This is a genomic window from Paenibacillus sp. AD87 (assembly GCF_001659845.1).
Lineage (GTDB): Bacteria > Bacillota > Bacilli > Paenibacillales > Paenibacillaceae > Paenibacillus > Paenibacillus marchantiae.
Genome location: NZ_LXQN01000019.1, coordinates 616,574 through 642,030, shown reverse-complemented (window position 1 = coordinate 642,030; position 25,457 = coordinate 616,574). Strand labels below are relative to the sequence as shown.

The window sequence follows — 25,457 nt, the reverse complement described above, 5'->3', positions numbered from 1 at the left end:
AGAAAACATACTCCATGACCGTTCGGGAATTGATCTTGTATTGAAAAGGAGAGATATCATGGCTAAACGCACCATCCTTGCGCCTGTGCTTATTTTGCTCGGCGTGTACCTGATTTTGAACCAGGGAGGTTCACTCGGTCCAGGTACAATCTTTGCCACGTTCTGGCCCACCCTATTTGTGATTCCACTGGGGCTATTCTTCCATTGGCTCTACTTCTCCATGATTGGACGAGGGATCGGATTGCTAGTTCCAGGTGGCATCTTACTTACGGTAGGTGTTGTCAGCCAGATCGCCATGCTCTTTGGTAACTGGAGCACAATGTGGCCTGGCTTCATTCTTGCGGTAGCGGTAGGTCTGTTTGAATTGTATTGGTTCGGTGGCCGTAACAAATGGTTGCTGATTCCGATCAACATTCTGACGGTTATCTCACTGTTATTCTTCGCCGTCATGTCGATTGGCACGATGCTGAACAGTCTGTCCTTTGTCCAGCCATTCGTGGCGATTGTGCTGATTATGGGCGGGGCGTGGATCATTGTGGGTCGCAAAAAGCGCATGTAAATCTTAAGTCGTTTACACTAGAACACTGCGGTGACAGAACAACTTCGGATCGCTGTTATCCCCAGATTTTTTTGAATCCCATCTAGAATGGGAAAATCCGGGGATAAAGGCGCACGCTTCGCTTCCTTCGTCTGTTCTGTCCCCTCCGTTAACGTGTAAACAAAGTTAAGACAACCACTTGAGCTATTGCTCTGAGGTAGGGTAAAAATAAAGGGGTGCAGCTCGTCATTCAATTGAAATGACGAGCTGCACCCCTATTTATTCTAACGAACTGTACACACGCTATTGGTGATCATTTGCGCCGATTGGAGTTTTAACGAATCAGAGTGACGCTATTCTGTCTATGCAGCAGCTTATTGCCGTTTAAACACCTTTTTTACAAAGAATAGCTTCGCTGAAGTTCGTTAGCTTTCGTAACCCACGCAAATGTGCCCAATAAGGTGCGGGAGATTCGTTAGCGCGTTGGACGTTACATGGAACGCCATGTTCATCCGATACATCTCACTGTAATACCTTTTATTTGCTATGCATTTTAAATTCGAGGAACAAATCGTTATAATGCGAGAGCATTTTTTTGCCCAGATTATTGTACACTTCCAGCTTACCCGTCAGTGTCTCATCTGGATAGAATCGCTCATCCTCCGAAATATCCTCTGGCAGCAGCTTCAATGCCTCGGCGTTCGGTGTAGAGTACCCTACATATTCAGTATTACGAGCCGCATGATCAGGGTCCAGCATGAAGTTGATAAACTGATGAGCACCTTCAATATTACTCGCGGTCTTCGGAATGACCATGTTATCGAACCAAAGGTTCGAACCTTCCTCCGGAACCACGTAATCCAGCTTGTCGTTCTCATCCATAATTTCTGACGCATCACCGGACCATACGAGTCCTACCGCCGCTTCCTCGTTTGCCAGCAGCATTTTGATCTCGTCTCCGACAATCGCTCTGACGTTAGGCGTGAGGGTGGACAGTTTCTTCAAAGCTTCCTGCAGATGATCTTCGTTCGTATCGTTCAACGAATACCCGAGGCTGTTCAGCCCCATGCCCATGACTTCACGGGCACCGTCGAGCAGCAAGATTTGATTTTTCAAACGTGGGTCCCACAGATCATTCCAGCTCTCAAACGTTAACCCATCGACCAGTTCAGGATTGTACACAATCCCCACTGTTCCCCAGAAGTAAGGGATGGAATACTTGTTGTCCTCATCGAAGGACAGGTCCATAAACCGCGGATCGATGTTGTGCAGGTTGGGCAGCTTGCTGTGATCGAGTGGAATGAGCAGATTTTCTTCTTTCATTTTGCTAATCGCATATTCGGAAGGAATCGCCACATCAAACGTCGTTCCGCCCTGCTCAATCTTGGTTAACATCGCTTCGTTCGAATCAAACGTCTGATAGATCACCTTGATGCCGGTCTCTTGTTCAAATTCCTTCAGCAAATCGGGGTCGATATAATCGCCCCAGTTGTAAATCGTCAGCGTGTTGCCGCCGGAATACCCCTGACTCTTGTTCAGATACGAAGCGAGAATCATCAAGGCAAAGGCAGCCACAAATACAATCGCAAATGTCCGAACCAGTTGCTTCATGGACGCAGCCCCCTTCCCGCAGGCGTTCGCGCTGCACGGCGGTTAATGAAGTAATACCCAACCACCAGCAGCACCGTCAGCAGGAACAGCAGCGTGGACAGCGCATTGATGGACAATGACACACCCTGCCTTGCTCTTGAATAAATCTCCACAGAGAGTGTGGAGTATCCGTTACCCGTGACAAAGAATGTTACGGCGAAGTCATCCAGCGAGTACGTCAATGCCATGAAGAATCCGGCAAAAATACCTGGTTTAACATATGGAAGCACGACACGGGTCAGGATCTGCCATGATCCAGCACCCAGATCGCGCGCCGCATCCATCAATGTCGGGCTCATCTCCTGAAGCTTTGGCAGTACCATAATCACGACAATCGGCACGCTGAATGCTATATGAGACAACAGTACAGAAGTGAATCCAAGCTTGATGCCAATCATGGTGAATAGAATCAGAAAGGATGCACCAATGATGACATCCGGACTAACGATCAGCACGTTATTGAGTGACAGCAACGTATTCTTGGTCCGTTTGCGCCGCACATGGTAGATCGCCAGTGCCCCTGCCACACCGAGCATCGTCGAGATCGCAGAGGACAGGAGCGCAATAATGAACGTATTGAGTACAATGATCAGCAGCCGGGTATCGGCAAATACTTCCCTGTACCATTCCAATGTAAATCCTTCGAAGCCGCGCATATGCCCGCCACTGTTGAAGGAATAGAAGATCAGATACGCAATCGGTGCGTACAGTATGGCGAATACAACGGCCAGATAGACGTTAGACAGCTTTCCGTTTCTTCCCATTACGCACCTCCTTCTTGCCTGATCCAGTCAGGAACATAATGATCGCCATCGCAATAATCAAAAAGACGGCAATCGTCGAACCCATCCCCCAGTCCTGGGTGACGAGAAAATGCTGCTCAATCGCTGTTCCCAGCGTAATTACCCGGTTCCCCGCAATAAGGCGGGTAATCATGAACAAAGATAGCGCCGGAATAAATACGGCCTGACAGCCGGATTTCACTCCGCTGAGCGTCAACGGGAAGATAACCCGGCGGAACGTCAGCCATGACGATGCCCCAAGATCCCGGGCCGCATAGATCAGCGAAGGATTCATCTCTTCCAACGCGTTGAAGATCGGCAAGATCATGAATGGAATGAAGATGTACACCGAGACAAAGATAAAGCTAAAATCGGTGAATAAAATCTGTTGCGTGCCAATACCCACCACTTCCAGCAAGGAATTGGTCAAGCCATACGTGCCGAACAGGCCGATAAAGGCGTACGCTTTTAACAACAGATTGATCCAGCTTGGCAAAATAATAAGCAGCAGCCACAGCTGCTTGTGCTTCGTACGAGTCAGTAAATACGCCGTCGGATACGAGACCAACAGTGAGAACACTGTGATCAGAAATGCATACCAGAACGAGCTCAGGGTCATCTGCATGTACACAGGTGTAAAGAACCGAGCGTAGTTACCCAGCGTGAAATTGCCCTCCACATCGAAGAACGAGTAATACACCACCAGCAGAACCGGAGCAACTACAAACAACACCATCCACAATACATATGGAATCAGATACGCATTGCGTGTACTCGCCTTAGTCTGCATGAACGGCCTCTTGGTAGGCTTCCAGACGTTTATCGAACTCTTCTTCCGTCTCGTTAAAGCGCATGACGTGGATGGCTTCCGGGTCAAAATACAGTCCAATACGAGCGCCTACGACGGCTTTCTTCGTGGAATGCACCAGCCATTCATTACCCGCATCATCGTATGTGGATATCTCGTAATGCACCCCACGGAACAGCTGGGAGTCCACGTTGACCTGCATCTTGCCCTGTTCCTCGGTTGTAATCTCCATATCCTCTGGACGAATCACAATCTCCACAGGCTCGTCCCGCTGCAAACCCTGATCGACACACTCGTACTCTGCGCCAGCAAATTCCACCACAAAGTCCTGCTTCATTTTGCCGGATACAATGTTCGATTCACCAATAAAGTCCGCCACGAAACGGTTAATCGGCTCATCATAGATATCATTCGGTGTGCCGCTCTGTTGAATGACGCCGCCGTTCAGGACAAAGATCTCATCCGACATCGCCAAGGCTTCCTCCTGATCATGCGTGACAAAGATAAACGTAATGCCCAATCGCTGTTGCAACTCGCGCAGTTCATACTGCATTTCTGTCCGCAGCTTCAGATCGAGCGCCGAAAGTGGCTCGTCCAGCAACAAGATCTCGGGTTCATTCACAATCGCCCGCGCAATGGCGACGCGCTGCCGTTGTCCACCGGACATCTCCCCAATTTCACGGTTTTCATAGCCAGAGAGATTGACGAACTTGAGTGCTTCCAGCACTTTGCCTTGAATTTCAGCGGTTTTCATTTTTTTGATCCGCAAACCAAAAGCTACGTTCTCAAATACGTTCAAATGTGGAAATAACGCATAATCCTGAAATACGGTATTCACCTGCCGCTGGTGAGCCGGCACTTGGTTAATCAGTGCACCGTTAAAATAAATACTGCCCTGTGTCGGCTCCGCAAAGCCGGCAATCAGGCGCAATATCGTTGTTTTCCCGCAGCCTGACGGGCCGAGTAGCGTATAAAATTTACCCCGCTCAATCTCGAAACTGACCTCCTTCAATACGGCTTCATCCTGATCGTATTGCTGGGTCACCCGGTCGAACCGGATAATCGGTTGTTGTTCTGACATGCTTCATTTCGCCCCCTTTAAACTTGAGGTATACCTTGAGCCTGTACACTTCTTTTCATGCATGCTTCATTACAAATCCCATCTATTATATATGATTCAGCTATATCCGCAATGGTTTTGATGTAAACGCCATGTGTTATTTCTTCTTATTCTCACAAATACAGCATACATTACGGGTATATGTCGATATCTACGCATCCATGTAGAGCGATTTCATGAGGATTTCGGAATCAAGTCATGTGAAAGGAGTCCTGTTCGTGGATATTCGTCGTAACCTGCCTTTGCTGATGATCATTTGTTTTCTGAGTCAGATGGGCGGTTTTATGATCCTGCCCCTGTTCCCTTTGTTTATTGAGGAATTCGGCCTGTCCGGCTGGATGATGGGGGTTATTTTTGCACTCTTTTATGTCGGTAAAGTGATTGGCGGGGTGCCCGCTGCGGCACTCTATCGAAAAATCGGGGGCAAGCGGGCACTTATTGCCATGCTTCTGCTGCTCGCTGTTTGTATGGGCGGTTTCGCTGTATCTTCTGCCGCACTAGTATTTGGTCTGCTGCGGCTGCTGCAAGGGCTCGCTTCTACCGGACTTACGGTCGTCGTACGTTCCATCATTGGGGATGAAGGGAATGTCGACAATCGGGGGCTGTACAACGGTTATATCAGCAGCAGTGAAGGCGGGGGCATGGTGCTGGGTCCGGTCATCAGCGGCTGGCTCTCATTGCATTGGCCGTTGTCGGTGCCTTTTTTACTCGTGACCGTGTGCTGTCTGATGGCTGTGGTTGCGGCTATGGGGATGAAGACAGCAGCAAAGCCCAATCCTGTATCTGAAAATGTGGCGGACGGCCACGACTCAAGCGAGTCTCCAACGAATGCCAAACCAACGCAAACGCCTGCCGATTATACAGTTTCTCCAGTAAACGCTACTCCTAGCCCAATCACTCCTGAACCGTCCACCGGACTTACCCGGAGGCAGCAACTGATTGGCTACGGTATGGTTCATTTCCTGGAGATGAGCGCTTATGCCGTTTTTCTGACTTATTTTGCGTTATATGCCGCTCATATCATGCACTGGGACCCGTTTGCGATCAGTCTTGCCTTTACCGTCGTTGGTATCTCTACACTCGCGGCTGCTCCGGTAGCCGGTTACCTGTCTGATCGGATGGGTGATCGTCTGCTGCTCTGCATGTTCGGCATGCTGATGATTGGTATCGAAGTGGTCGTTTTTCTGAGTACATCTTCGTATGTGCTGGTTTACGTGGGCATGCTGATCGGCGGCGTAGGCGGTGCATGTTACATGGATTCGTTTTTTGCTCATATCGGGGATCATATCCCGGACGAGGGTAGGAGCTCCGTCATAGGCAAAATTGTCTCTGTGGCAGAGATCGGTTCCATCGTATCCCCTCTGGTGGCTGCTCTGCTTGTGGAGCGTGGATCGCTGTATACCGTGTTTGTGTTCAATCTGCTTCTCATTGCTGCTGCAATTGCCGTTCAGGCAGTGATGCGCAGCCGTTACAAATCGAAACGAGTGTAGATGCACAAAAAACTGCCCACATCAGTGGGCAGCCTCCAATCATTTTTTACCCAATAGTGCTGCGATATGTAGTGCATTTTCTTTGATTTTATTTTTCAAATAAGGGTCTGTGTTCTCAGGCAATTCCGTCGGCTTGTAAAACTTCACTTCAAGAACTTCCACCCCATCGGGCTTCAACTTACCTTCAAACTCCGTGCATGGGTAACCCTCCTATATTAAGTCATGATCCTCATTATAGAAGTTCAATTAATTTCCATATAGAGAAAGAATATTCAGCTTTATTTCCTATTTTAAAGCCTGTGCTTTGATGAAAAAAAAGCAAAAAAACAACCCGTTCACACATCAGTGTGCAAACGGGCATTTCATTGGTGAGTTCTCAGCCTTAGGCTGATGATCCCCTTCGGGTTGTTGTTTTTCCCTGTCCATTCGTTCAGCTTCCGATTGTTCTACATCCAGTGTGTAAAAATGATTTCCATAGAAAAAGTTAGGTTTCACAATCTCATTGCGATAGGAACTGTGGAAAATATGCGTCGTTGCCGGAGACACCGGCGGAATCAGCCAGACCCAATCGCCTGTCATTTCGCGCCCGGCTTTCTCTTCCCGCTGCTCAAACAGGGCAAATTGTGCTGCCGCTGTGTGGTGATCCACAATGCTGACGCCTGCTTTCTTGAACGAATGCAGCACCGCTACATTCAGCTCTACCAAAGCCCGATCCTTCCAAAGTGTCGTTTCACTCGACGTATTCAAGCCAAGTGCTGCCGCTACCGCTGGTAGTTTATTATACCGAAACGTATCTGCCAGATTGCGTGCGCCAATCTCAGTGCCCATATACCAGCCGTTGAATGGCGCTGCCGGGTAGGCTATGCCGCCAATCTCCAACCGCATATCGGCAATCATCGGCACACCGTACCAGCGCATGTCCAGTTCGGCAATCTCGGGACGCTCCGGATGTTCGATCCTCACTTCCACGATGTCTTCCTTGGGCACAGGATACCACTCTGGAGCTTGCCCCTTAGCCTGGATAATCAATGGAAGCACATCATAAGGCGTACCCTCTCCCTGCCAGCCAAGCGACATTGCTGTCTTCGTTAGCTCAACGGAGGTAGGATCACCTACAATGCCTTCCGTCGTCTCATATCCGGCATAACGGATTAACTGGTGATTCCAAATTCGCACAGGGGCTCCCTTCGGTCCATCAGGTGGAAGAATCGTAATCATGGGAATAATCTTCCCTTTGTTGGAAGCCGCTCTGATGTGCGTCATCACAGCATCTGCTGCCGTTCCAACCGTATCTGCATGACGTGCATCAACGATGCGCAGTTTATCCCAGAATAGCCGCCCGATGCAGCGATTGCTGTTCCGCCATGCCATTTTACAGCCATGCTCCAGTTCATCCGCAGTATGCACATATGTGCCTGTGTGCTCAATCTCGTTCAAAACTGCAACAAGCCGGGCCTGCGCGTCTTCACGCGAATGGCCCAGCTCTTCATAACATCTATATATAAACCGTTCAGCTTCATCCCGCAGTTCTTCCAGGTCTGTCCGCATTATTCACTCCACCAATCTATACATCTTGAATGCCATCATTATACGGCAAGCACACCGGATTTGTAAGCGAACGGGCACTTTGTTCACGGACTCTACATATCGTTGTTCAGGATGCAGGGTAACTTAGCTTATTTGCCCAGAAATGCGTTTAACATCCAGACCTCTTTATCCAATGCAGCAGTGAATCCAATCAACATATCTTCAGTTGCATTATCCTCAGCTTCGCCAGCTGCTTGAATACCCTCGTTAATTACACCCACCATCGCTTGCAGATCAGTAACTACGGTTTCTACCATTTTTTCAGCCGACAACTGTCCCTGTGCTTCCTCAACAGGTGACAACCGCAGTTGTTCAGCCATCGTTGCGACCGGACGTCCACCAATCGCCAATAGACGTTCTGCGGCTTCGTCCATATTCGCCGTAGCCAAGTTATACAGCTCTTCGAATTTGGCATGCAGTGTGAAGAAATGAGGACCTTTCACATACCAGTGGAAGTGGTGCAATTTGGTGTACAGTACAGACCAACCTGCGATCTGGCGGTTCAGTACCTCTTGAAGTTCAGTGGCATGGTTTGCAAAAGTATTGTTTCTAGTTTGGATTGTGCTCATGGAATTTATCCCCTCTCGAATACGATATAGTTTTGATTTTGATCACGTAATTTAACTTACTTCCGTTTTTTAATTTAGACTTAATCTAAATCTTGTTTTAATTATAACACTGCCCTTATCCTTTGTGAAGGCTTTAGCCTACTCTTTCGAATGAAGATTCCATGAAGCTAGGCTTCATGTTTGGCTTGGGTAGGAAGACTCCTTAAACACCTTTACACACAGTATCTATACCTCGATTTTCGCCGGTGTACAATGACAATCCTCACCTGGTATATAACAAAAAACAGCCCTAATCCTCATTGAGGATCAGGACTGCACCAACGCACATAGCGAACGCTTTATTGTTGAATCAACTCGGATGTAAGGATACGGCTTACCTCTTCATAACTGCGCGCAACGTGATGAGGCTGATGCTCTGATTCTGGCAAAGCATCACGATGGTTGAACCAGATCACTTTCCATCCGGCATCCACTGCACCGACAACATCATTGCGCCAGGAATCGCCGATATAATAACTGGAGTCGGAATCCGATCCCGTCTTCCTGCTTACATGCTCAAACAATCTGCGATCCGGCTTGGCGTAACCAAGGGTACTCGATATGAAGATGCGTTCCTTGGGAATAAGACTGAATACATCCAGCGCTTCGAGCTTCCGCTGCTGATGTTTTCCTTCTCCGTTGGTAATTAACCCTACCATATGGCCTTCTGCAAGAAGTCTTCGAATAAGCTCATATGCTCCCTCAAAGGGCTGGATCTGAAACTGTCTACTCAAATACTCTGCTTGCAGTTCTTCAGCCTGCCCCGGCTGTAGAGGATGTCCAAATTCCGCCATGGTTAGCTCAAATCTGCGATGACGCATCCGTTCCACCGCTTCCGGTTCCGGTACAGCAGACAAGTCTTCTTGGGCAGACAGCCAGTCGCTATAATAACGGAAGCGATGGTATGCCTCCCCATACGGGAACTCATCTGATAAACCAAGAACTTGCTGTAAAGCGCCACGAAGCGGCTGCAAGTGGTCATACAAGGTATCGTCTACATCGAAAAAAATGGCTTTAGCAGCATTTATTTTATCTATCATCGTTGTTAATCCTCCTGCTTTTGCTCCAAACATTCTCTCTACTTAATATATATGTTTTCATTTGCCCCGTCCAAGAAGTGAATTGCTTGTAGGATCTCTTCCGTTAGTTTTTATTCCTATACTAAAAAGGATATTCAGATTCCGAAGACCCAAGCTTGTTTTTGTGGATGTTTTCTCACCCGATGCGCTATCATAGGGTACTTCTTTTTTTATCGAAGCTGCTTCCGACTTAGTTGAAGGAAAAAAAACACCCAGCACACCGCTCGAATGTAACAGTATGCTGAGTCCGACAAGCAATAGGCGTCGTCGGTTTTTTTTCATTAACGAGTTCCTCGCAGACTAAGAGGGACGATTTGAGTGAAGAGATTTCCACTTGCAGGGGTTTGCAGACGGATCTCTAGATTTCCATATTCTTGTACTGTTCCCTTTTTTGGAATAATAACGGCTGGAACATCGAAAAAGCTGCTGCGATAAAGTCTGGCGATTGCATTAAGTTCACCTTTGGAAAAGGCTTTAGGATCTGCACTACTAAATCCATCGACCCGGAATTGCAGATCTTTTGAAGGATTATATTTTTTTGTATCTTTGTTGTATACCGTTCCACCTTTGAAAAACAAAACATAACTGTTCTTTTGATCTTTGACCATAAGGTTCTTGTTGATGGTGTTATTGAACCATTTGAGCGTATTCACTTGGCGCAAGCAGCCCAAGGTTCGGATCGTTAGGATCAGCCATGTCAATTGCGACAAGAGCGTCCAACTTACCTTGATACAGTCCATCTTTCGATGTAATCGTCATAAGCTTTTCATTCCACATTTCCTCGACCGACGACTTACCGGCTTGTTTCCAATCAGATTCCGGAGTAACCCACATTTCTGGCATAACGGTAAAGATGTTCGTACCATGCCATGCGATTTCAGCACTACCGACCGCATATTTATCGACATCAAGGTAAGCTCCGGTATCTTTGGAGAGAATGCGCTCGATCAGAACAACAGCCTGCGCACGTGTGGTCAGTCCTTTGGGAGCGAGCTGTCCTTTACCGACGCCTTGGATCAGCCCCGCTTTCGTTGCCAGGTACATCCATTTGTCATTTTCTTTAGTTGTTTCTCCGATTGCACGAGCTGCCATACGGGCCATTTCATCACGCGTCATAACTTTGTTCCATCCAGCGTCGTTGTTTGAGAAATCGGTACTCGCATACAATCCAGCTTTGGTCGCGGAATTCTCGTATGGAACGTACCATTTGCCAGAAGCGTTTTGTACATCAAGTTCCATAGCAGCAACGACCATTTTGGCGAATTCAGCGCGCGTGACACTGACATCGGGTTTAAACGTTCCGTTTGTGTAACCATCGACGTATCCTTTCGATACAGCCTTTTGAACAGCACTGTAAGCCCAGTGGCTCGATTTCACATCAGAAAATTGCGTAGATGCGGCTTGCACGTTAGATGTTGTGATGATGATAGTACCTACCATAAGTGCTGCTGCCAGTGCTATTCCTGCGAATTTAATAAATTGTTTTTTCATACACTCTCTCCTTTGATTAGGTCCTCTTGATTTGGGAGAACACCACTCTCTATTTACTATCGTCATACAGGGTTTAGCGGTTAAAGGCTACTTGCAAAAGCAAGTGCCTTTTTTTTGTATCATCCGTAAAGGTATAACAAAAGGGATCGTATGCATTTCTGCAACGATCCCTTTTGTTATTACGTTAGTTGAAAAGCGATAAAAAAAATTGACCTGAGTGCAACTTGGAATTCATCAGATGTTCAGAGTACGATTAATTTGAAATGGATGCATACTAGTTCTATAGTTCCGCAAATAATACTTATAGCCATGCTATTTTACGTTATAATATCAAGGTATTTATAAAAGGCAGGATTTATTTTGTAGTTAATAGGTTGACCAGTTCGCTCCGAGTGTCTGATAGCTAACTTATTTGTTATTTTTTCGGGACGTCTATCACTGTAGTACTCAAATACACCATCAGTAACTTCCATCCCAAGGAATGTCATCTCACACAACACTTGAACAATAGAATCAATATTATCAGTTGATGCATTCAGTGATATACACTCTTCAAGCTCTGGTCTACTTAAAATAGCATTTCGACCAACAAATTCATATAAAATAGATTCTAGATCCTCTATTCTTTTCCCGTTTTCTGGAAAGAGAGACAGTAATGCATACTCTGAGTACTTATACTCTACTTCTTTGAAATCTTCTTCTTCTACAATTTTGTGACCGTTATTCACTGCTTTTTCAAGTGCAAGCTTAAATAAGAGAATAATATCACGTGGACGAGGTATAATAAGATTTTTTACATAATCTCTTAGAGGAAGACCGTTAACCTTCTCCGTGAAATAATCTTTCCAAAAAGTACTTGGACTTGTTATTCCATTACTACTAAAGTTTATCCGCTTTTCAATTACTTGAAATAGCAAGTTTGGATCCGACCAGTTGAGACGTTTTGTAGCGATCTTATCTCTTTCAGGAGCATGACTCATTATCCTGGAAAAAATATCGCTTCTGAGAAACACAACCAATGTCAAATTGACACCTTCGTGCCTGTAGTCGTTTCTTTGGAATTCACCAGTAATTTTATGGACTACGCTTAGCAAGCCAAAAAGAAGATCACCCAAACTGCTCAAATCGGCGCTATCATTCCATCCTTTATCTAAATTATCGATTAATATTTTTACATTTTCTTTTTTACGAAGGACTCCACCTAAATGAAGTCTTAAGTTACCCAACATATTTTTATGTAAATACTCGCTGATCTTTGTACGCTGTTGCTCGACACTATCATATTGATCAACAGCTCGGAGATCTCCTACAATATTCTCTAATCTTAGAGTGAAATCAGCATCAATGACCCTTTTATGCTGTACCACAAATTCCATGAATTTTTTTTCATCCTCTGTCTTCTCAACATGAAGAGGAAGAGTATTCAAATACTCATAGTATTGACGTGATATTTCAGTGTAAATAAGATATTTCCAGATACTTTCAATAAAGTGACCTTGTTCTGAACTGTATTGCATTTGTTCCATAATCGTCAGTACGCCTTCAAATTCATGCCCTTGAGGCTGTATTACAACAACAAAGTTCCTTTTATCAGCTGACATTTTACTTCTCAAATTTATTAAATTAGCAGTTTTCCCAGTTCCCTTTCTACCAACAAATAGAATCTGTTGAGCAGTTATAGCTTCCCGAAATTCTGCAGTTTCCATAAAATAATCAATTAAATCATGATTTTCATTTTCCGCAACATAATCCCCAAGTTTGAAACTTGAAAGTTTATTAACTGCTTTGCGCTCAGTGGTGTATTCCCTATGCTCCTCAAGCATCTCACGATATTCGTTTGTAATGGGTTCCAGCCAGTCTTTGGTTATTTTACCGCAAGTATTACTATTTTTATGTTCTCTTATTTCATCATGGTAATCTAAAGGACGCTCAAACGGACTATGGGCTAGAAGCAATGTATTAAGTCCCATGCCCTTGGCTAAGCCAGCTATCAAAGCCTTTCTTGCAACATCTTGATGAGCTTCGAATTCACTTCCGACAGTATGGAAATGAATTATCACACCAAAAGCATTAGGAAGAATTGATAGGTACCAGCTTAGTGGCTGTCTTTCTTCAGAAATATCATCAATTTTAGTGGGGATATTAGATTTGCTGATACGGTCACTTAATTCTGAAGATGCACTAGTTGCTGCCTCACACTTTAGGTAGAGAAGGTGACGATCTACGTTTTGATCTGGAATTGTAATATTCCTCTTGTCTGTATCAACATAAGGTAGATCACTAAAAAATTTGCCCTGTAAATCATTAGAGTTTTGATAACTTGCATAGCCTATCGTTGTAAGCAAAGATAAACTTTTGTAATTAACAGATGCTCTTGGATGGGTGGTATTTAAAGTAATCCATATTTTTTTACCTAAACCAATAGCATAACCCAGTTCGTAAAGAACGTTATAATTTAAATATGTAAGGTCACACATAAAGAGATCGCAAGACGAAATTCCATCCAAGATACCGTCTATAATGTATTTTCCACTAATACTGTAATTCTCCCATGTACTGATAGTTACTTCAGGAGACGTTTCATTAATTTTTTTGACCGCAGTTCTTATATCCTCTAATAAATCTGGTTTTTGACTTGAGTATGCGTAAAATGCTCTTTTCATTTCATTAATCCCCCTCAACACATATTATTGCTTCGGATAACAATTAAATAAAATTCAATTACTATATTACTACAGTAGGCTTCTTATTTCTTTCTAAATTTTTTGTTCTCGTCCATGGATCATAGTGCATCAATATTTTTCTATTGTCCCTAAGGTATAGCTTCTAGTACCGTCGTGATGTAACGAGAAGTATAATGAAGAAAAAGAAAAGACTAATGAAATCATAGTACCTGATACTCCTATATCGTGATCTACAATTTAAAAATCAGTAGATGCCCATTACATTAGAGCTCATCATCCTTTAATGTAATGGGCATGTTGTTGCTAAAAGTGAACTTACGAATGATCTACTTTTTTTACTTTTTAATAGACTGTTTGTTCAATGTACACTTAAGCTGTTTAAGGCAAAAAGGCTTAGTTCACAGATTTTAGGCGGAAATATATATCCTAATATCTGGAAATCTTGAACAAGGCACTATGTTCCTTTATCTACTCTCCCTAAAGGTATACCTTTAGAGACGGATTTTCTTACTTAGTATGTGGAATTTGTATCTACGGTGTGTCGTCCATATAGGCAGTTATTCTAACTTTTTTAGACTCTGTTACAAAATAATGAATAAAAAAGTAACCATTTTCCTTTTTAGGTGTCTATATATGTGAGGGAAATACTCAACACTGGTTATAAGGAGCGTGAATGTTATTGAAATTTAAGAAGACTTGGTTAATTGCGGTACGTTTGCCCTAAGCTTCAGCTTAATGGGCAACGTGTAGGAGAGCAACTCAGGGCAGGAAAAGAAGTCCAAATTCAGGCATAGCAGCATTTAGTTCTATAATACACTCCCAGGTACGCCGGACAACGAGAAAGAAAAGCCCTCATTGAACATGCAGATGCTGTCGAACTGGTATCTAAGCAATTGCATACAGATGGTGTCAATCTTGAAGAGGAAATATTATGACGAAATATTATAAAATAGGAGGTTTTTTTATTATGTTAAAGGCGAAAAAGATCTTTTTGCCAGTATTAATGATTTTGTCTATTTTCTGTTTAAGTTTATCTCCAAATTTGAGTGTTACAGCACAAGCGGATAACAGCCAAGATTTTGCTGTAGTTATAGGTAATGAAGCCAAGGAATTGATCGATGCAACGCTACATGGAGTAGAAGCAGGTGAAATTGAGAATATCGCCCCTGTGTCTGCTTTTGATTTGGAAAAATCGAGTGTGTACACGGTTGGCGGTGGAGTTACGGTTGTTACAGTTCCTTTGCATGGGGATTATAGCCTTCCTAGTAACGTAACAATATTCTTCGATGAGGATAATACCGTATTGCAGACAAATGAAATGTTGGTGACCAAGAATGAGGCAGGAAACTTCCGAGTTGAGACGTATTTGAATGGATCAGTTGTTAAATCCGTGGACACTGACAGGCCTTATATCACAGATCAAGAAATGCTTGCAGAAGAGCCAGTTAACTCTGGAATTCAACCGCAGAGTGTAGGCGCAGTCGCAGGTTGTCTTGGAGCAGTGCTTGGCATTGGTGGTACGGCGGCTTATATTATTGCGGTTGCGTGCGGTGGTTCGTGTGCAGTACCGACACCAGTGACTGCTCCGATATGTGCTGCATGTATTGGTGCATATGCAGTTCTTGGTGCTGGTGGTATCGCTGGAGCAGTAGCTTGTTTCAATTACCTGTGAGGTGATTCGATGAACAAGATTTTAGCGTTCTCGATTTTGGGAATGGGTTTAACTGGTGCCGTTTTAATCATCTCAATTGCTCTGTTGTTTAACCCTCCAATAGGAAATGTGTTGAAGATGGTTACTGCTGCTTCAACATTATCTTTTATTATATTTGCTGTCTCGGCTTTGGTATTTCGTCGGCGATTAGATGATGAAACAAGAGAGTAATATATCTATACTTCCTCATTTTAGGACGAATGATTCCCAATAGCAATCCTAACAATGCTTCTACTCAAAAAAAGCATCTCCTTCGGGAGATGCCTTTTTTTCTGCTTATCTTCAGAAAATAATGAAATATATCTCCTCCAACATGCATTCTCCCCTACAAGCACCCATGCCAGAAAATAGAATCCTCTGTTTTAAAATATATAGAGTTTGTTTCTATTGAGCTGTGTCCGGCTCTAACCTCAAATATCTTACTAATGCCCTGATCCTCTCGTAAACCTGATCAATTTTTTTAAGATTTGCCGATTCATTTTCTTCCAGCTCCCTGGCTTTACGCCATAACTGATTAAAGAACATCAGATCAGCACAGTGGCTTTCAATACCTTGGTTTTCCATAACAGTCCAATATAGTTATACATCTGCCGAATCCTCTTGCCAATAGACTTCTATAATGGGCATAAACCGTTCTGCAAGTCCGTTGAAGTATACATAAAAACACCCCGTCTCACAACATGATGGTTGTGAAATGGGTGTCTCCATTTTTTTATAATTAACACGATTCCACAATCAACGGAACAACCTTGCCTGCATTCACATCAATCAGGCCGTGATCGGTAATTTTCAGAGCCGGACTTACCGCAAGGGAATGGGTACTGATGGACATGATTGGGTTATAGTGCACATAACCAAGAGATAACATCGCTGCACGCAGCTCTTTCACTTGGTGTGACACTACAGCCAGCGGTTCCTCCGTCAATATACCACCCACTGGAAGTTCGAGATGGGACAACACTTTCCCGTCTTCCACCACACAGAACCCACCTTGGCTCGAAATCACTGTGTTAGCTGCCAATATCATATCTTCACGATTACGTCCTACGACCAATAGGTTGTGGTTATCATGTGAATATGTTGTTGCAATGGCACCACGCTTGATCGTGTCTCCACCAATCAAACCATGTGCTCGGTTACCGTTCACACCATAACGTTCAAAGGTCGCAATCTGTCCATATCCGCTCTCTTCCCAGAGAAGTTCACCATTCGCAGCCTGAACCTGTGCGATATGTTCTTCCACAAAGGTTGAACCATCCTTCACCATCATAACCCGACAGTTGTTTAAACCATTTTCAGATAACTGCGCGTCTGAGTCAGATGCTTCACTTTGCCCATTCACCTTTGGATCAGACAGACGGATTGCGAAATCCTCGGCTCTCAGCAGATCCAATTGCACGCTTTGGTAAAAGTGAGGTGGGAACTGTCCACTAATTCGGTCCTGCTTGTACGGTTCGTAGTCGTCATAAGCTTTACGGCCATTTTTGTATACCTGCTCTACTGCAAGCGTATCTAAGTTGGACAGCAGCACATAGTCCGCCACTTTGCCTGGGGCAATGCTACCGCGATCAGTCATTTTCATACGGGATGCAGGGGTTGAGGTTGCAGCGTAAATCGCATCTTCGGGGCGCATATCCATCCGAATGGCCTTACGTACGATATGATCCAGATGTCCCCGTTCCACCAGCGAATCCGGCATAACATCGTCTGTTACGAAGCAGAAATGCTGAGCAACATCATGCTGAATCAGGTATTCCATGACTTCTGGCGTCATCGATTTTTCCTGGATTTCAATGAACATGCCTGCCGCAATTCGAGCCTGCAAGCCTTCAATGCTCTGATGCGTATGATCCGAATCGATGCCTGCATAGATCAGTCGGTGCAGATCCAGCCCAAGCAATTTCGGTGTATGACCTTCGATTACGAGATCTGGATAGTTTTTGCGAATATGCTGAAGAATCTGATTGGTCTTGCACTCCGGATCACGGATGACGTCCACATAGTTCATGATCTCACCCAGACAGATGATCTCTCCAGTAGCCAGAAGAACATCCATGTCTTCGATTTCGATTGAACCACCTGTTGTTTCCATCGGCGTCGCCGGAACGGAGCTTGGGATAGCGTAGAACATGTCCACCGTTGTCTCACGACTTGCCGACATCATCTCCTGCACACCTTCCAGCCCAAACACATTCGCCATCTCATGCGGTTCCGCCACAATGGACGTTACCCCGCAGCGGATCAGGCCATGGGAAAAGGTTGCTGGTGTCACCATTGTACTCTCAATGTGCAGATGAATATCAATAAGGCCCGGGATCATGTAACGTCCGCGTGCATCAATCACTTCATCGGCTTCAATCATCTCCGGGCCGCCTGGACCAACATACATAAACCTACCGTCCAGTACAGCCACGTTGTTCATTTCGAATCGTTTATAATAACTGTTATACACATGTACGTTCTTAATTAGTTGATCTGCACGCATGGGGCATAATCTCCTTCTTCATGAGCATCTTACAGCGATCCAGAGCAGTAGCTACAACTAGCTATATTGCTCTGGATTTAGCTGATAAATGCCTCTTTTGCTGCTGCTGCTTCCTGCTGCTATTCCACAAGGACAAGTTTATCCTGCGGGAAAATCAGATTAACCCGCTGTCCGCTGAGATAAGGTGTCTCCATCTCCTGATTGGCTGTGAAGTCACCAAGTTCTGTCTCAATGACGTACTGATAACTGCGTCCAAGGTACGTGCTTACTTTGATAATCCCAGGCAAAGCATTTGCCATGTCCCCGGAGGTATCTCCACTAACCATCAGATCATCCGGGCGAATCGCACCTTTGCGTGCACCGGGACGTGCCGTTCCGGGATGCGCTGTTGCGGTGAACAAGCGACCACCCGCTTTCAGCGTGATCACCTCTCCTGCATCACTGCGCTCTGCGAATTCAATGAAATTATGGAAGCCAATAAATTGGGCTACAAATTCCGTGGCCGGGTATTTGAAAATCGTCTCCGGGCGGTCGAGCTGCTCGACAACGCCTTTGTTCATAATCGCTACCTGATCCGAGATGGAGAAGCACTCCTCCTGATCATGAGAGACATAAAGTGTCGTAATGCCCAGTTCCTGCTGAATCCGGCGAATCTCGACCCGCATGTTGAGTCGCAAGTTGGCATCCAGGTTACTGAGCGGTTCATCGAACAACAGCAAATCCGGTTCAATGACGAGTGCGCGGGCAATCGCCACACGTTGACGCTGTCCACCGGACAGTTCCTGCGGGAAGCGTTTCTCGAAGCCGTTCAGGTTTACCACTTCAAGGATACGCATTACGCGTGAAGAAATGTCTTTGTCTTTTACCTTGCGCATCCGCAGGCCGAAGGCCACGTTGTCATAGACAGACAGATGCGGGAACAGCGCATAACTCTGAAATACAAATCCGAAATTCCGCTTGTTGACCGGAACCTTCGTATAATCCTTGCCGCCGAACATAAACTTGCCCTGTGTTGCTTCCAGGAATCCGGCGATGAGGCGCAGCGTAGTTGTTTTGCCGCAACCGCTCGGTCCGAGCAGGGAGAGCAGCTTACCTTTTTCCAGCTCCAATTGAAAATCCTTCAGGATCGTCTGGTTATCGTAAGCCACCGATACGCGATCCAATGTCAGCAATGCCATAGCGTTCTGCGCCTCCAATTAACGTTTAGTAAAGTATGAGAATCCGCCCATGATCCGTTCGATCACGAACATTAAAAGTCCAGTTAATACCATCAAAAGCACGGAAATGGCTGCAATGGTTGGGTCAAAATAATTTTCTACATAGGTCAGCATCTGAATTGGCAATGTGCTTACCCCTGGTCCGGTCATAAACACGGAAATGTCCACGTTGTTGAACGACTCCAGAAAGGCAATCAGCACCGCCGCGAGAATTCCTGAGCGAATGTTAGGCAGCACAATCTGGAAAAACGTTCTAACCCGTCCTGCGCCGAGACTCAGGGCTGCTTCTTCTACCGCAAAGTCAAAGCTCGACAGACTCGATGCGATAACGCGAATGATAAATGGAAGCATAATAATCGTGTGGCCGATCAGCAGACCCAGATACATCGGCAGATGATAGATCACGATCAGGTATTTCATCAATGTAAAACCAAGCACGATTCCCGGAATGAGTACCGGAGACAAAAACAATGCATTCAGCACGGACTTGCCTTTGAAATCATAACGACTAAGTGCGTACGCAGCCGGAACCCCGAGCAACAGCGCCAGCAAATTCCCCAGCAGGGAAATGATGATGGACGTCTGGAACGTGCGGAGGAAACCACCTGTGTTGAAAATATTCTCGTACCAGCGGAGGGAGAAGCCCTCCGGCGGAAATTTGAGTACCGTCCCCGGTTCAAACGAAGTGACCGATATGATCAGAAGCGGGCCCAGCAGAAAGATAAAGACCAGCAGACTGAACAGGCCCAGCCCGATATGTTTCTCACGCATATGTCTACCCCTTCGGATTTAAAGTTTTGGCCATTTTGTTCATGACACCGACCACGACAAACGTAATGACAATCATAATCGCAGCAACGACCGAGGCCAGATACCAGTCGTTCAGGGTCATGGCGTTCTGATAGAGGAACGTCGCAATTACGCGCTGTTTGCCTCCCAATAGTGCAGGCGTCGTATAAGCCGTCAGGCTTCCGACAAAAACAAGTACGGCTCCGATAACAAGCCCTGGCACAGCCAGTGGGAACACCACCCGGCGAAATGCCGTGAAGCGGGATGCACCCAAACTCTGTGCTGCCTTGAGCAGATCACCATCGATGTTCTCAAGCACACCGACCAGGGAAATGATCATAAGTGGCAGGAACAGATGGGTCAAACCAATCATCATGGCTGCCGGCGTATACAGAATATCGAGCGGCTTGTCCACGATACCAAGCCCAACAAGGGTGTTATTGATCAGCCCTTTGCGTCCCAGAATAATCATCCAGCTAAACGAGCGCACAACCGGGCTTGTTAGCAGCGGGAAGATTGCGAGCGCGAGCAGAATGCCTTTGCGGCGCGGCGCTTTCCGTGAAATATAATAAGCTGTCGGGAATCCGAGCACCACGCAGACGATGGTGGTGACCACGCTGACCTGCAGCGTCGTAAGCAATATTTTCAAAAAGTAAGGGTCTCTGAAAAAATGCATGTATCCTTCAAACGTGAAGGAGTTTTCTTGAAAAAACGTCGATCCGATCGTCAGGACAATCGGAATGATCATAAATGCCGCCAAAAACACAAATCCCGGCAGCAATAGCCAGTATACTGATTTCTTCATCGCGGTACTCCTGACATAAGAATTAGAGATTTATACTCGGATACTCCGATTGCAGTACCGTCCTTCGATCCCTGTTATCCCCCGATTTTTCTGATTCCTTTTCAATGGAGAAAATCGGGGGATAAAGGGGAACGCTTCGCTTCTCCAGATCGGTTCTGCACTCTCCGCAATCGTATAAATATCTTATTGGGTCGAGCAATTAAGAATTTAACGCATTAATAAACAACTCAAGGAATGCTTCGGCATCTACCGTTTCGCATACCAGTGTGTTGGGTTGTTCACCCAAACGGTTTTGGAAGTCACATACCATCTGACCATCGCACAGGCGGCTGGCCGTCTCTACATCAACGTAATACGATTTGCGTCCAACCAGTTCCGGGGCAAGAGCGACGCCAACGGCCAGTGGATCATGCAAGGCACAGGCGCGTATGCCGTTCATTTCTTCATACCGCTTGATATAAATCTCCGTGCTCTGTGCCACGTAATTGCGCAATACCGGATCAGTTAATCGTCCAATGGCTTCTTCATTCAGCAGGGTTTGGCGGGTAACATCCAAGCCCACCTGCGTAAGCTTCTCGAAACCTGCATGCAATACAATGCGTGCGGCTTCGGGATCGGCGTACGTGTTGTACTCTGCAGTAGGTGTAACATTGCCATGTCCACGAACGACGCCACCCATAAAGATGACTTCCTTCAATAATGTAGGTAGTTCAGGACACTTCATTAACGCAAGCGCCAGATTCGTTAACGGCGCAGTCATGATCAATGTTAGTTCGCCTGGGTACAACTTCGCTTGTTCAACGATAAATTCCGGGGCAAAACCTTCATCAGCCTGCTTGGACACGGCCGGATCGGGCAGCGCACCACCCAATCCGTCTTGCCCATGTACCCGGTGCTCATAGTGAGACTTGCGTGTGAGTGGCCCAGCCGCTCCGGCAATGACCGGAATGGAGGGTGCTCCCACCAGCTCGAGAATTTTGCATGTATTATCCGTTGCCTGCTGGAGCGATACATTCCCACAGACCGTGGTAATTCCGAGAATGTCCAGCTTCCGACTCTTGACGGCCAGCAAGATGGCCAGCGCGTCATCAATACCGGTATCCACATCCAGAATGATGCGATTTCCTGTTTCACTCATACATTCCCAACTCCTCTGTCGTTCAATGATTGCTTGCTGCAAATTTTATAAGTTCAACTAAAGAATATTTACACTTACCACTCCGATGACAGAATAACCTTCCGATCGCTGTTATCCCCAGATTTTTTTTAATTCCCTTCTTCAAAGGGAAAATCCGGGAATAAAGGCGAACGCTTCGCTTCTTCACGTTATTTCTGTCCTCTCCGTTCTCGTGTAAAAAGTTTAGTTGAACCTATATAGATCAAAGATAACTTTAAGTCAATCGGCTTCTTGTTTTACTGTGCAATCTCGCGGTTCCAGCGATCTGTCCATGCTTTGGCCTGTTGATTCACAAATTCCATATCCAGCTTGTTCAGCTTGCCAACCACGTCCGCACCATATGTTACGCCTTCAGCTTCTTCGGCATTCAATTCAACCTTCGTATTTACCGGGGAGTCCACTTTCGCTTTGGCGGATTTGGTTTGTACATCCTGGCTGAGCTGCCAGTTGATGAATTCTTCGGCGAGTTCTTTGTTCTTACTGCCTTTCACGACATTGATCGTATTCATGACTGCATACGCACCTTCGCTAGGTGTAACAAACTTCGCATTTGGCACTGCAGCTTTCAGGTCTTTGAAGTACATTTCCATAATCGGTCCGCCCGCAATCTCTTCCTGGGAGAACATGTTCACGAATTCGGAAGTTTGCGTGTAGAATTTAACAACGTTGCTGCTTAATTTTTTCAGTTCCGCAAATGCTGCATCTTCATTAAACGTTTCGTTTCCGGCTACACGGGAAGCTGCATCCAGTACCATTGGGCCTGCTGTTGCCGTAATATTCGGAATGGTCAGGTTACCCGCAAACGCCGGGTCCCACAGATCTGCCCATGAAGTGACTTCTTTGTTAACGAGGTCTGGATTATAAGCGATTCCGAGCTGTCCAACCGTATAGGCCGGGCCGTAATCTTCGCCAAGCGGTGCTTTGGCAATATCATAAATATCATTCACATTCGGAATTTTAGAGCGGTCGATTTTCTCAAACAAACCTTCATCAATACCTTGCTGTGCATAGTAATCGGACAAATAGATCACATCCACATTGGATGTACCTTGGCGAATTTTGTTCAAACGCTCAGCGTTGTTACCCACTTCAAGCACAATGTCTACATTATGTTCTTTTTCAAATGGACCAAATACTTCTTCATTGAAGAAATCTTCCGAGAACCCCCAAGTGGAGATGACCAGTTTGGTTGGCGCCGTGCCTCCGCTGCCTGATCCGCCTGTTGCGTTCTCTGTGCTGCTGCCGCATCCTGCAAGTAATACCGATGTCATTGCCACTGCCGCCAAACCGCTAATCCACTTCTTCATCATGATCCTGATTCCCCCTGATATGTGTGATTTAACAACCCAAACCATTAAGTTGAACTAGCTTGATAACGCATTTCACGTAGAAAACAGAAAGAACCTGGAGAAACGAAGTGTTCGTCTAAAAGCTTTCTGAAAGAAAGCTTCTTCGGAAACATAAGCTATCACAAGATTTCTACCTTTATTAAAGGGAATAAAAGAAATCTGGGGATAACAGCGATCGGAAGGTCTTCTGATTTTCGAAGGATACATGCGTTATTTAGGGCTAGTTCAACTTAAAAAAACAAAAAGAAAAGCATTCTTGTATAAACAAGAACACTTTTCTTCGTAAACAAAGGAAAGCGACACCCGCTGCCGGTACATCATCGGTTTCTGCTTCAGAATCAATCCGAAGTCAGACGCCATCATATGAAATTGTTTGGAATCCGAATGATGAATTAGAATCGTGTGCAACGCATACATCGAACCTGTCGATCCATCCTATGCTTGTTCCAATATCACATTCGTGATGGCCCACTGCGTGGACGCATCATAATCCCGTAATACAGCTTCGATTGGCAAACCCATGTGCTGCTCCAACTTCTCCCTGAATTTCTTCTTATACAAGACAGACATGCGGAAGTCCACTTCCAGCTTCAAGCCGGGGGCCTCCCCTTCCAGGGCGTCAGAGCGCGGTGAACGTCGGTGCTTCGCGTAGAAGGTCACAGTGTTCTGATCAATGGTCACTCTCAGGAGAGTGGTCCCAAAGCCGAACAGTTCCTTCGAAATTTCGTTATAATACTGGCACATCTTCTTCTTGCTCTCATTGCTGTCCAGCAGTTCCATGAACTCACCCACATCATTTACTACCGTACGTTCGACGTGTTAACACGATTGATTATACATATATCTACGATTTTAGGCAACCCAAAAGATATAGTTAACATGCAAATAACACATAAAAGCGAACGATAGGTATAAACTAGCGAAAACAATTCGTAAATATTCACCGTGAGCGTGCTTAGCGTTACCTGTATCTCTTTTCTCTATTATTCTTGCTTAAAAACCCAATTTTGATACTCGTTCTCTGGATGAAACTCAAAACGACTGAGCATCACCTTTTCCTGATCCGCCTTGAACCGTGGCGTACTTTTTCTTGTAGTAAATGAGACAAAAATCCCACAAAGGACGGTGAGGTCACATAGCCAAGTGAACCTGCATCCGTCCCTTCTGGGACATTATTAATATAAGAAATTATAAAGCCGACGTTGGATGTTGCTGCAATGCCTCTAAACCCAATGCAAGGGCACCGCATAGTCCTGCGTGCTGGCCCAATCCCGGCTGGACAATATATTGATCGATATGTTGCGTTATTGAGGCTGCATTCACATAACCATTCAGATTTCGTACAACCCGCTCCCGGATCATGGGGAACAGATGACTTTGCTGCATCACCCCTCCGCCCAAGATGACCTTTTGCGGGGAATGAAGCAGAATGGCTGTCGTGATGGACTCCGCAATGTAAAAGGATTCGATCTCCCAGACAGGGTGGTCTGCCGGCAGTTCGCTGCCAGGGCTCTGCCAGCGGGCTTGAATGGCTGGCCCCGCAGCCATGCCCTCCAAGCAATCGCCATGATACGGACATAATCCGGCAAAATGATCCTCCGGGTGCCGTCTCGTCCGGATGTGCCCACCCTCTGGGTGCAGCAATCCATGCACACGTTTACCTCCCGCCACAAGTCCAATCCCAACACCTGTGCCGATTGTATAATACACACAGTTTTCCAATCCCTTTGCTGCTCCCCAAGTGACTTCTCCAAGGGCCGCTGCATTCACATCCGTATCCCATCCGAAGGGAATCGGGAATTCGCGCTTGAAGGTTCCAATAACATTACAGTTTCCCCACCCTGGCTTGGGCGTTGTTGTAATGTAACCATAGGTGGGGCTATCCGGTTGCAGATCAATCGGACCAAAGGAGCCGATTCCAATCGCGGCTACTCCTTTATCCCTGAAATAGTCAATAACCTTCGCCAGTGTGGTCTCGGGATGCTCCGTTGGAAAGCTGCACCAATCTTCAATTTCCCCTCGCTCATTACCTACACCACATACAAACTTCGTTCCACCGGCTTCTATTGCTCCTATACGCATCTTAC

At 45.8% G+C, this 25,457-nt stretch carries 24 protein-coding genes; 4 read left to right on the top strand and 20 right to left on the bottom strand.

The annotated features are described in order from the left end of the window. Positions 1-58: 58 nt before the first annotated feature. The gene (locus gpAD87_RS26525) at positions 59-559 is read left to right on the top strand and encodes a hypothetical protein (RefSeq protein ID WP_064641799.1); all 501 of its coding nucleotides are present in this window, start codon (positions 59-61) and stop codon (positions 557-559) included. Between the two features lie 516 nt (positions 560-1,075). On the opposite strand, the gene gpAD87_RS26520 is transcribed toward gpAD87_RS26525, so the two are convergent. Genes gpAD87_RS26520 through gpAD87_RS26505 form a run of 4 tightly spaced genes read right to left on the bottom strand, consistent with a single transcriptional unit; the run spans position 1,076 to position 4,859 of the window. Further along, positions 1,076-2,149 (bottom strand): ABC transporter substrate-binding protein, encoded by a 1,074-nt coding sequence (locus gpAD87_RS26520; protein WP_064641798.1) that lies wholly within the window; start codon positions 2,147-2,149, stop codon positions 1,076-1,078. Beyond that, positions 2,146-2,952, bottom strand: a complete 807-nt coding sequence (locus gpAD87_RS26515; protein ID WP_064641797.1) for an ABC transporter permease — start codon at positions 2,950-2,952, stop codon at positions 2,146-2,148. Before gpAD87_RS26515 ends, gpAD87_RS26520 begins: the two co-directional genes overlap by 4 nt. Beyond that, complete coding sequence (locus tag gpAD87_RS26510) at positions 2,927-3,760, bottom strand: ABC transporter permease (RefSeq protein WP_024632841.1); 834 nt, start codon at positions 3,758-3,760, stop codon at positions 2,927-2,929. Before gpAD87_RS26510 ends, gpAD87_RS26515 begins: the two co-directional genes overlap by 26 nt. Further along, entirely contained in the window at positions 3,750-4,859 is a 1,110-nt protein-coding gene (locus gpAD87_RS26505; RefSeq protein WP_063567198.1) for an ABC transporter ATP-binding protein, read from the bottom strand. Before gpAD87_RS26505 ends, gpAD87_RS26510 begins: the two co-directional genes overlap by 11 nt. Before the next feature lie 257 nt (positions 4,860-5,116). On the opposite strand from gpAD87_RS26505, the gene gpAD87_RS26500 reads away from it, so the two are divergent. Then, the gene (locus gpAD87_RS26500; RefSeq protein WP_197521524.1) at positions 5,117-6,388 is read left to right on the top strand and encodes an MFS transporter; all 1,272 of its coding nucleotides are present in this window, start codon (positions 5,117-5,119) and stop codon (positions 6,386-6,388) included. Positions 6,389-6,427: 39 nt separating this feature from the next. Here gpAD87_RS26500 and gpAD87_RS32855 read toward each other — a convergent pair whose 3' ends face one another. The 7 genes from gpAD87_RS32855 to gpAD87_RS32700 form a co-directional block, all read right to left on the bottom strand. Beyond that, positions 6,428-6,550 carry a hypothetical protein gene (locus gpAD87_RS32855; RefSeq protein WP_269453529.1) on the bottom strand — a complete coding sequence of 41 codons (123 nt, stop codon included), beginning with the start codon at positions 6,548-6,550 and terminating at the stop codon, positions 6,428-6,430. Between the two features lie 180 nt (positions 6,551-6,730). After that, the gene (locus tag gpAD87_RS26495; protein ID WP_064641796.1) at positions 6,731-7,936 is read right to left on the bottom strand and encodes a nitric oxide synthase oxygenase; all 1,206 of its coding nucleotides are present in this window, start codon (positions 7,934-7,936) and stop codon (positions 6,731-6,733) included. Between the two features lie 128 nt (positions 7,937-8,064). Then, positions 8,065-8,544, bottom strand: coding sequence for a Dps family protein (locus gpAD87_RS26490; protein WP_063567195.1), 480 nt, complete (start codon positions 8,542-8,544; stop codon positions 8,065-8,067). Between the two features lie 338 nt (positions 8,545-8,882). Next, the gene (locus gpAD87_RS26485; RefSeq protein ID WP_064641795.1) at positions 8,883-9,623 is read right to left on the bottom strand and encodes an HAD family hydrolase; all 741 of its coding nucleotides are present in this window, start codon (positions 9,621-9,623) and stop codon (positions 8,883-8,885) included. Between the two features lie 320 nt (positions 9,624-9,943). Further along, positions 9,944-10,270 (bottom strand): hypothetical protein, encoded by a 327-nt coding sequence (locus tag gpAD87_RS32705; protein WP_231952872.1) that lies wholly within the window; start codon positions 10,268-10,270, stop codon positions 9,944-9,946. Positions 10,271-10,289: 19 nt separating this feature from the next. Beyond that, a complete protein-coding gene (locus gpAD87_RS26475) occupies positions 10,290-11,153 on the bottom strand; it encodes an S-layer homology domain-containing protein (RefSeq protein ID WP_064641793.1) in 864 nt (287 codons plus the stop codon). 317 nt (positions 11,154-11,470) lie between these two features. After that, positions 11,471-13,816, bottom strand: coding sequence for a P-loop ATPase, Sll1717 family (locus gpAD87_RS32700; protein WP_064641792.1), 2,346 nt, complete (start codon positions 13,814-13,816; stop codon positions 11,471-11,473). Positions 13,817-14,768: 952 nt separating this feature from the next. Between gpAD87_RS32700 and gpAD87_RS32335 the strand changes: the two genes are divergently transcribed. Then, on the top strand, positions 14,769-15,509 hold the full coding sequence (locus tag gpAD87_RS32335) for a hypothetical protein (RefSeq protein WP_197521523.1): 741 nt from the start codon (positions 14,769-14,771) through the stop codon (positions 15,507-15,509). Between the two features lie 9 nt (positions 15,510-15,518). Further along, positions 15,519-15,719, top strand: a complete 201-nt coding sequence (locus tag gpAD87_RS26460; RefSeq protein WP_064641791.1) for a hypothetical protein — start codon at positions 15,519-15,521, stop codon at positions 15,717-15,719. Positions 15,720-15,932: 213 nt separating this feature from the next. On the opposite strand, the gene gpAD87_RS32330 is transcribed toward gpAD87_RS26460, so the two are convergent. From gpAD87_RS32330 to gpAD87_RS26410, 9 genes are all read right to left on the bottom strand, one after another. Beyond that, positions 15,933-16,112 carry a hypothetical protein gene (locus tag gpAD87_RS32330; protein WP_064641790.1) on the bottom strand — a complete coding sequence of 60 codons (180 nt, stop codon included), beginning with the start codon at positions 16,110-16,112 and terminating at the stop codon, positions 15,933-15,935. Positions 16,113-16,266: 154 nt separating this feature from the next. Then, positions 16,267-18,033: an adenine deaminase gene (locus gpAD87_RS26450; RefSeq protein WP_064641789.1), complete on the bottom strand. Its 1,767-nt coding sequence runs from the start codon at positions 18,031-18,033 to the stop codon at positions 16,267-16,269. A gap of 119 nt (positions 18,034-18,152) precedes the next feature. Beyond that, positions 18,153-19,211 carry an ABC transporter ATP-binding protein gene (locus gpAD87_RS26445; protein WP_063567191.1) on the bottom strand — a complete coding sequence of 353 codons (1,059 nt, stop codon included), beginning with the start codon at positions 19,209-19,211 and terminating at the stop codon, positions 18,153-18,155. A gap of 18 nt (positions 19,212-19,229) precedes the next feature. Next, positions 19,230-20,021 (bottom strand): ABC transporter permease, encoded by a 792-nt coding sequence (locus gpAD87_RS26440; RefSeq protein ID WP_024632851.1) that lies wholly within the window; start codon positions 20,019-20,021, stop codon positions 19,230-19,232. Between the two features lie 4 nt (positions 20,022-20,025). Further along, positions 20,026-20,844 carry an ABC transporter permease gene (locus tag gpAD87_RS26435; protein ID WP_064641788.1) on the bottom strand — a complete coding sequence of 273 codons (819 nt, stop codon included), beginning with the start codon at positions 20,842-20,844 and terminating at the stop codon, positions 20,026-20,028. A 199-nt stretch (positions 20,845-21,043) separates the two neighbouring features. Then, the gene (locus gpAD87_RS26430) at positions 21,044-21,982 is read right to left on the bottom strand and encodes a nucleoside hydrolase (protein WP_064641787.1); all 939 of its coding nucleotides are present in this window, start codon (positions 21,980-21,982) and stop codon (positions 21,044-21,046) included. A 275-nt stretch (positions 21,983-22,257) separates the two neighbouring features. After that, positions 22,258-23,328, bottom strand: a complete 1,071-nt coding sequence (locus gpAD87_RS26425; protein WP_063567243.1) for an ABC transporter substrate-binding protein — start codon at positions 23,326-23,328, stop codon at positions 22,258-22,260. 477 nt (positions 23,329-23,805) lie between these two features. After that, positions 23,806-24,150 carry a Na-translocating system protein MpsC family protein gene (locus tag gpAD87_RS26415; RefSeq protein WP_064641785.1) on the bottom strand — a complete coding sequence of 115 codons (345 nt, stop codon included), beginning with the start codon at positions 24,148-24,150 and terminating at the stop codon, positions 23,806-23,808. Between the two features lie 408 nt (positions 24,151-24,558). Continuing rightward, positions 24,559-25,452: an ROK family protein gene (locus tag gpAD87_RS26410; RefSeq protein WP_064641784.1), complete on the bottom strand. Its 894-nt coding sequence runs from the start codon at positions 25,450-25,452 to the stop codon at positions 24,559-24,561. Between the last annotated feature and the right edge of the window lie 5 nt (positions 25,453-25,457).

What these genes read in the sequence shown, in the direction of transcription:
- gpAD87_RS26460 (WP_064641791.1), top strand. Translation starts at nt 15,519, where the DNA reads ATGAACAAGATTTTAGCGTTCTCGATTTTGGGAATGGGTTTAACTGGT.
- gpAD87_RS26520 (WP_064641798.1), bottom strand. Translation starts at nt 2,149, where the DNA reads ATGAAGCAACTGGTTCGGACATTTGCGATTGTATTTGTGGCTGCCTTT.
- gpAD87_RS26415 (WP_064641785.1), bottom strand. Translation starts at nt 24,150, where the DNA reads ATGGAACTGCTGGACAGCAATGAGAGCAAGAAGAAGATGTGCCAGTAT.
- gpAD87_RS26435 (WP_064641788.1), bottom strand. Translation starts at nt 20,844, where the DNA reads ATGAAGAAATCAGTATACTGGCTATTGCTGCCGGGATTTGTGTTTTTG.
- gpAD87_RS32335 (WP_197521523.1), top strand. Translation starts at nt 14,769, where the DNA reads ATGACGAAATATTATAAAATAGGAGGTTTTTTTATTATGTTAAAGGCG.
- gpAD87_RS26485 (WP_064641795.1), bottom strand. Translation starts at nt 9,623, where the DNA reads ATGATAGATAAAATAAATGCTGCTAAAGCCATTTTTTTCGATGTAGAC.
- gpAD87_RS26445 (WP_063567191.1), bottom strand. Translation starts at nt 19,211, where the DNA reads ATGGCATTGCTGACATTGGATCGCGTATCGGTGGCTTACGATAACCAG.
- gpAD87_RS26515 (WP_064641797.1), bottom strand. Translation starts at nt 2,952, where the DNA reads ATGGGAAGAAACGGAAAGCTGTCTAACGTCTATCTGGCCGTTGTATTC.
- gpAD87_RS26430 (WP_064641787.1), bottom strand. Translation starts at nt 21,982, where the DNA reads ATGAGTGAAACAGGAAATCGCATCATTCTGGATGTGGATACCGGTATT.
- gpAD87_RS32700 (WP_064641792.1), bottom strand. Translation starts at nt 13,816, where the DNA reads ATGAAAAGAGCATTTTACGCATACTCAAGTCAAAAACCAGATTTATTA.
- gpAD87_RS26490 (WP_063567195.1), bottom strand. Translation starts at nt 8,544, where the DNA reads ATGAGCACAATCCAAACTAGAAACAATACTTTTGCAAACCATGCCACT.
- gpAD87_RS26410 (WP_064641784.1), bottom strand. Translation starts at nt 25,452, where the DNA reads ATGCGTATAGGAGCAATAGAAGCCGGTGGAACGAAGTTTGTATGTGGT.
- gpAD87_RS26475 (WP_064641793.1), bottom strand. Translation starts at nt 11,153, where the DNA reads ATGAAAAAACAATTTATTAAATTCGCAGGAATAGCACTGGCAGCAGCA.
- gpAD87_RS26440 (WP_024632851.1), bottom strand. Translation starts at nt 20,021, where the DNA reads ATGCGTGAGAAACATATCGGGCTGGGCCTGTTCAGTCTGCTGGTCTTT.
- gpAD87_RS26505 (WP_063567198.1), bottom strand. Translation starts at nt 4,859, where the DNA reads ATGTCAGAACAACAACCGATTATCCGGTTCGACCGGGTGACCCAGCAA.
- gpAD87_RS26510 (WP_024632841.1), bottom strand. Translation starts at nt 3,760, where the DNA reads ATGCAGACTAAGGCGAGTACACGCAATGCGTATCTGATTCCATATGTA.
- gpAD87_RS26525 (WP_064641799.1), top strand. Translation starts at nt 59, where the DNA reads ATGGCTAAACGCACCATCCTTGCGCCTGTGCTTATTTTGCTCGGCGTG.
- gpAD87_RS26450 (WP_064641789.1), bottom strand. Translation starts at nt 18,033, where the DNA reads ATGCGTGCAGATCAACTAATTAAGAACGTACATGTGTATAACAGTTAT.
- gpAD87_RS26495 (WP_064641796.1), bottom strand. Translation starts at nt 7,936, where the DNA reads ATGCGGACAGACCTGGAAGAACTGCGGGATGAAGCTGAACGGTTTATA.
- gpAD87_RS32330 (WP_064641790.1), bottom strand. Translation starts at nt 16,112, where the DNA reads ATGGAAAACCAAGGTATTGAAAGCCACTGTGCTGATCTGATGTTCTTT.
- gpAD87_RS32705 (WP_231952872.1), bottom strand. Translation starts at nt 10,270, where the DNA reads ATGGTCAAAGATCAAAAGAACAGTTATGTTTTGTTTTTCAAAGGTGGA.
- gpAD87_RS26425 (WP_063567243.1), bottom strand. Translation starts at nt 23,328, where the DNA reads ATGAAGAAGTGGATTAGCGGTTTGGCGGCAGTGGCAATGACATCGGTA.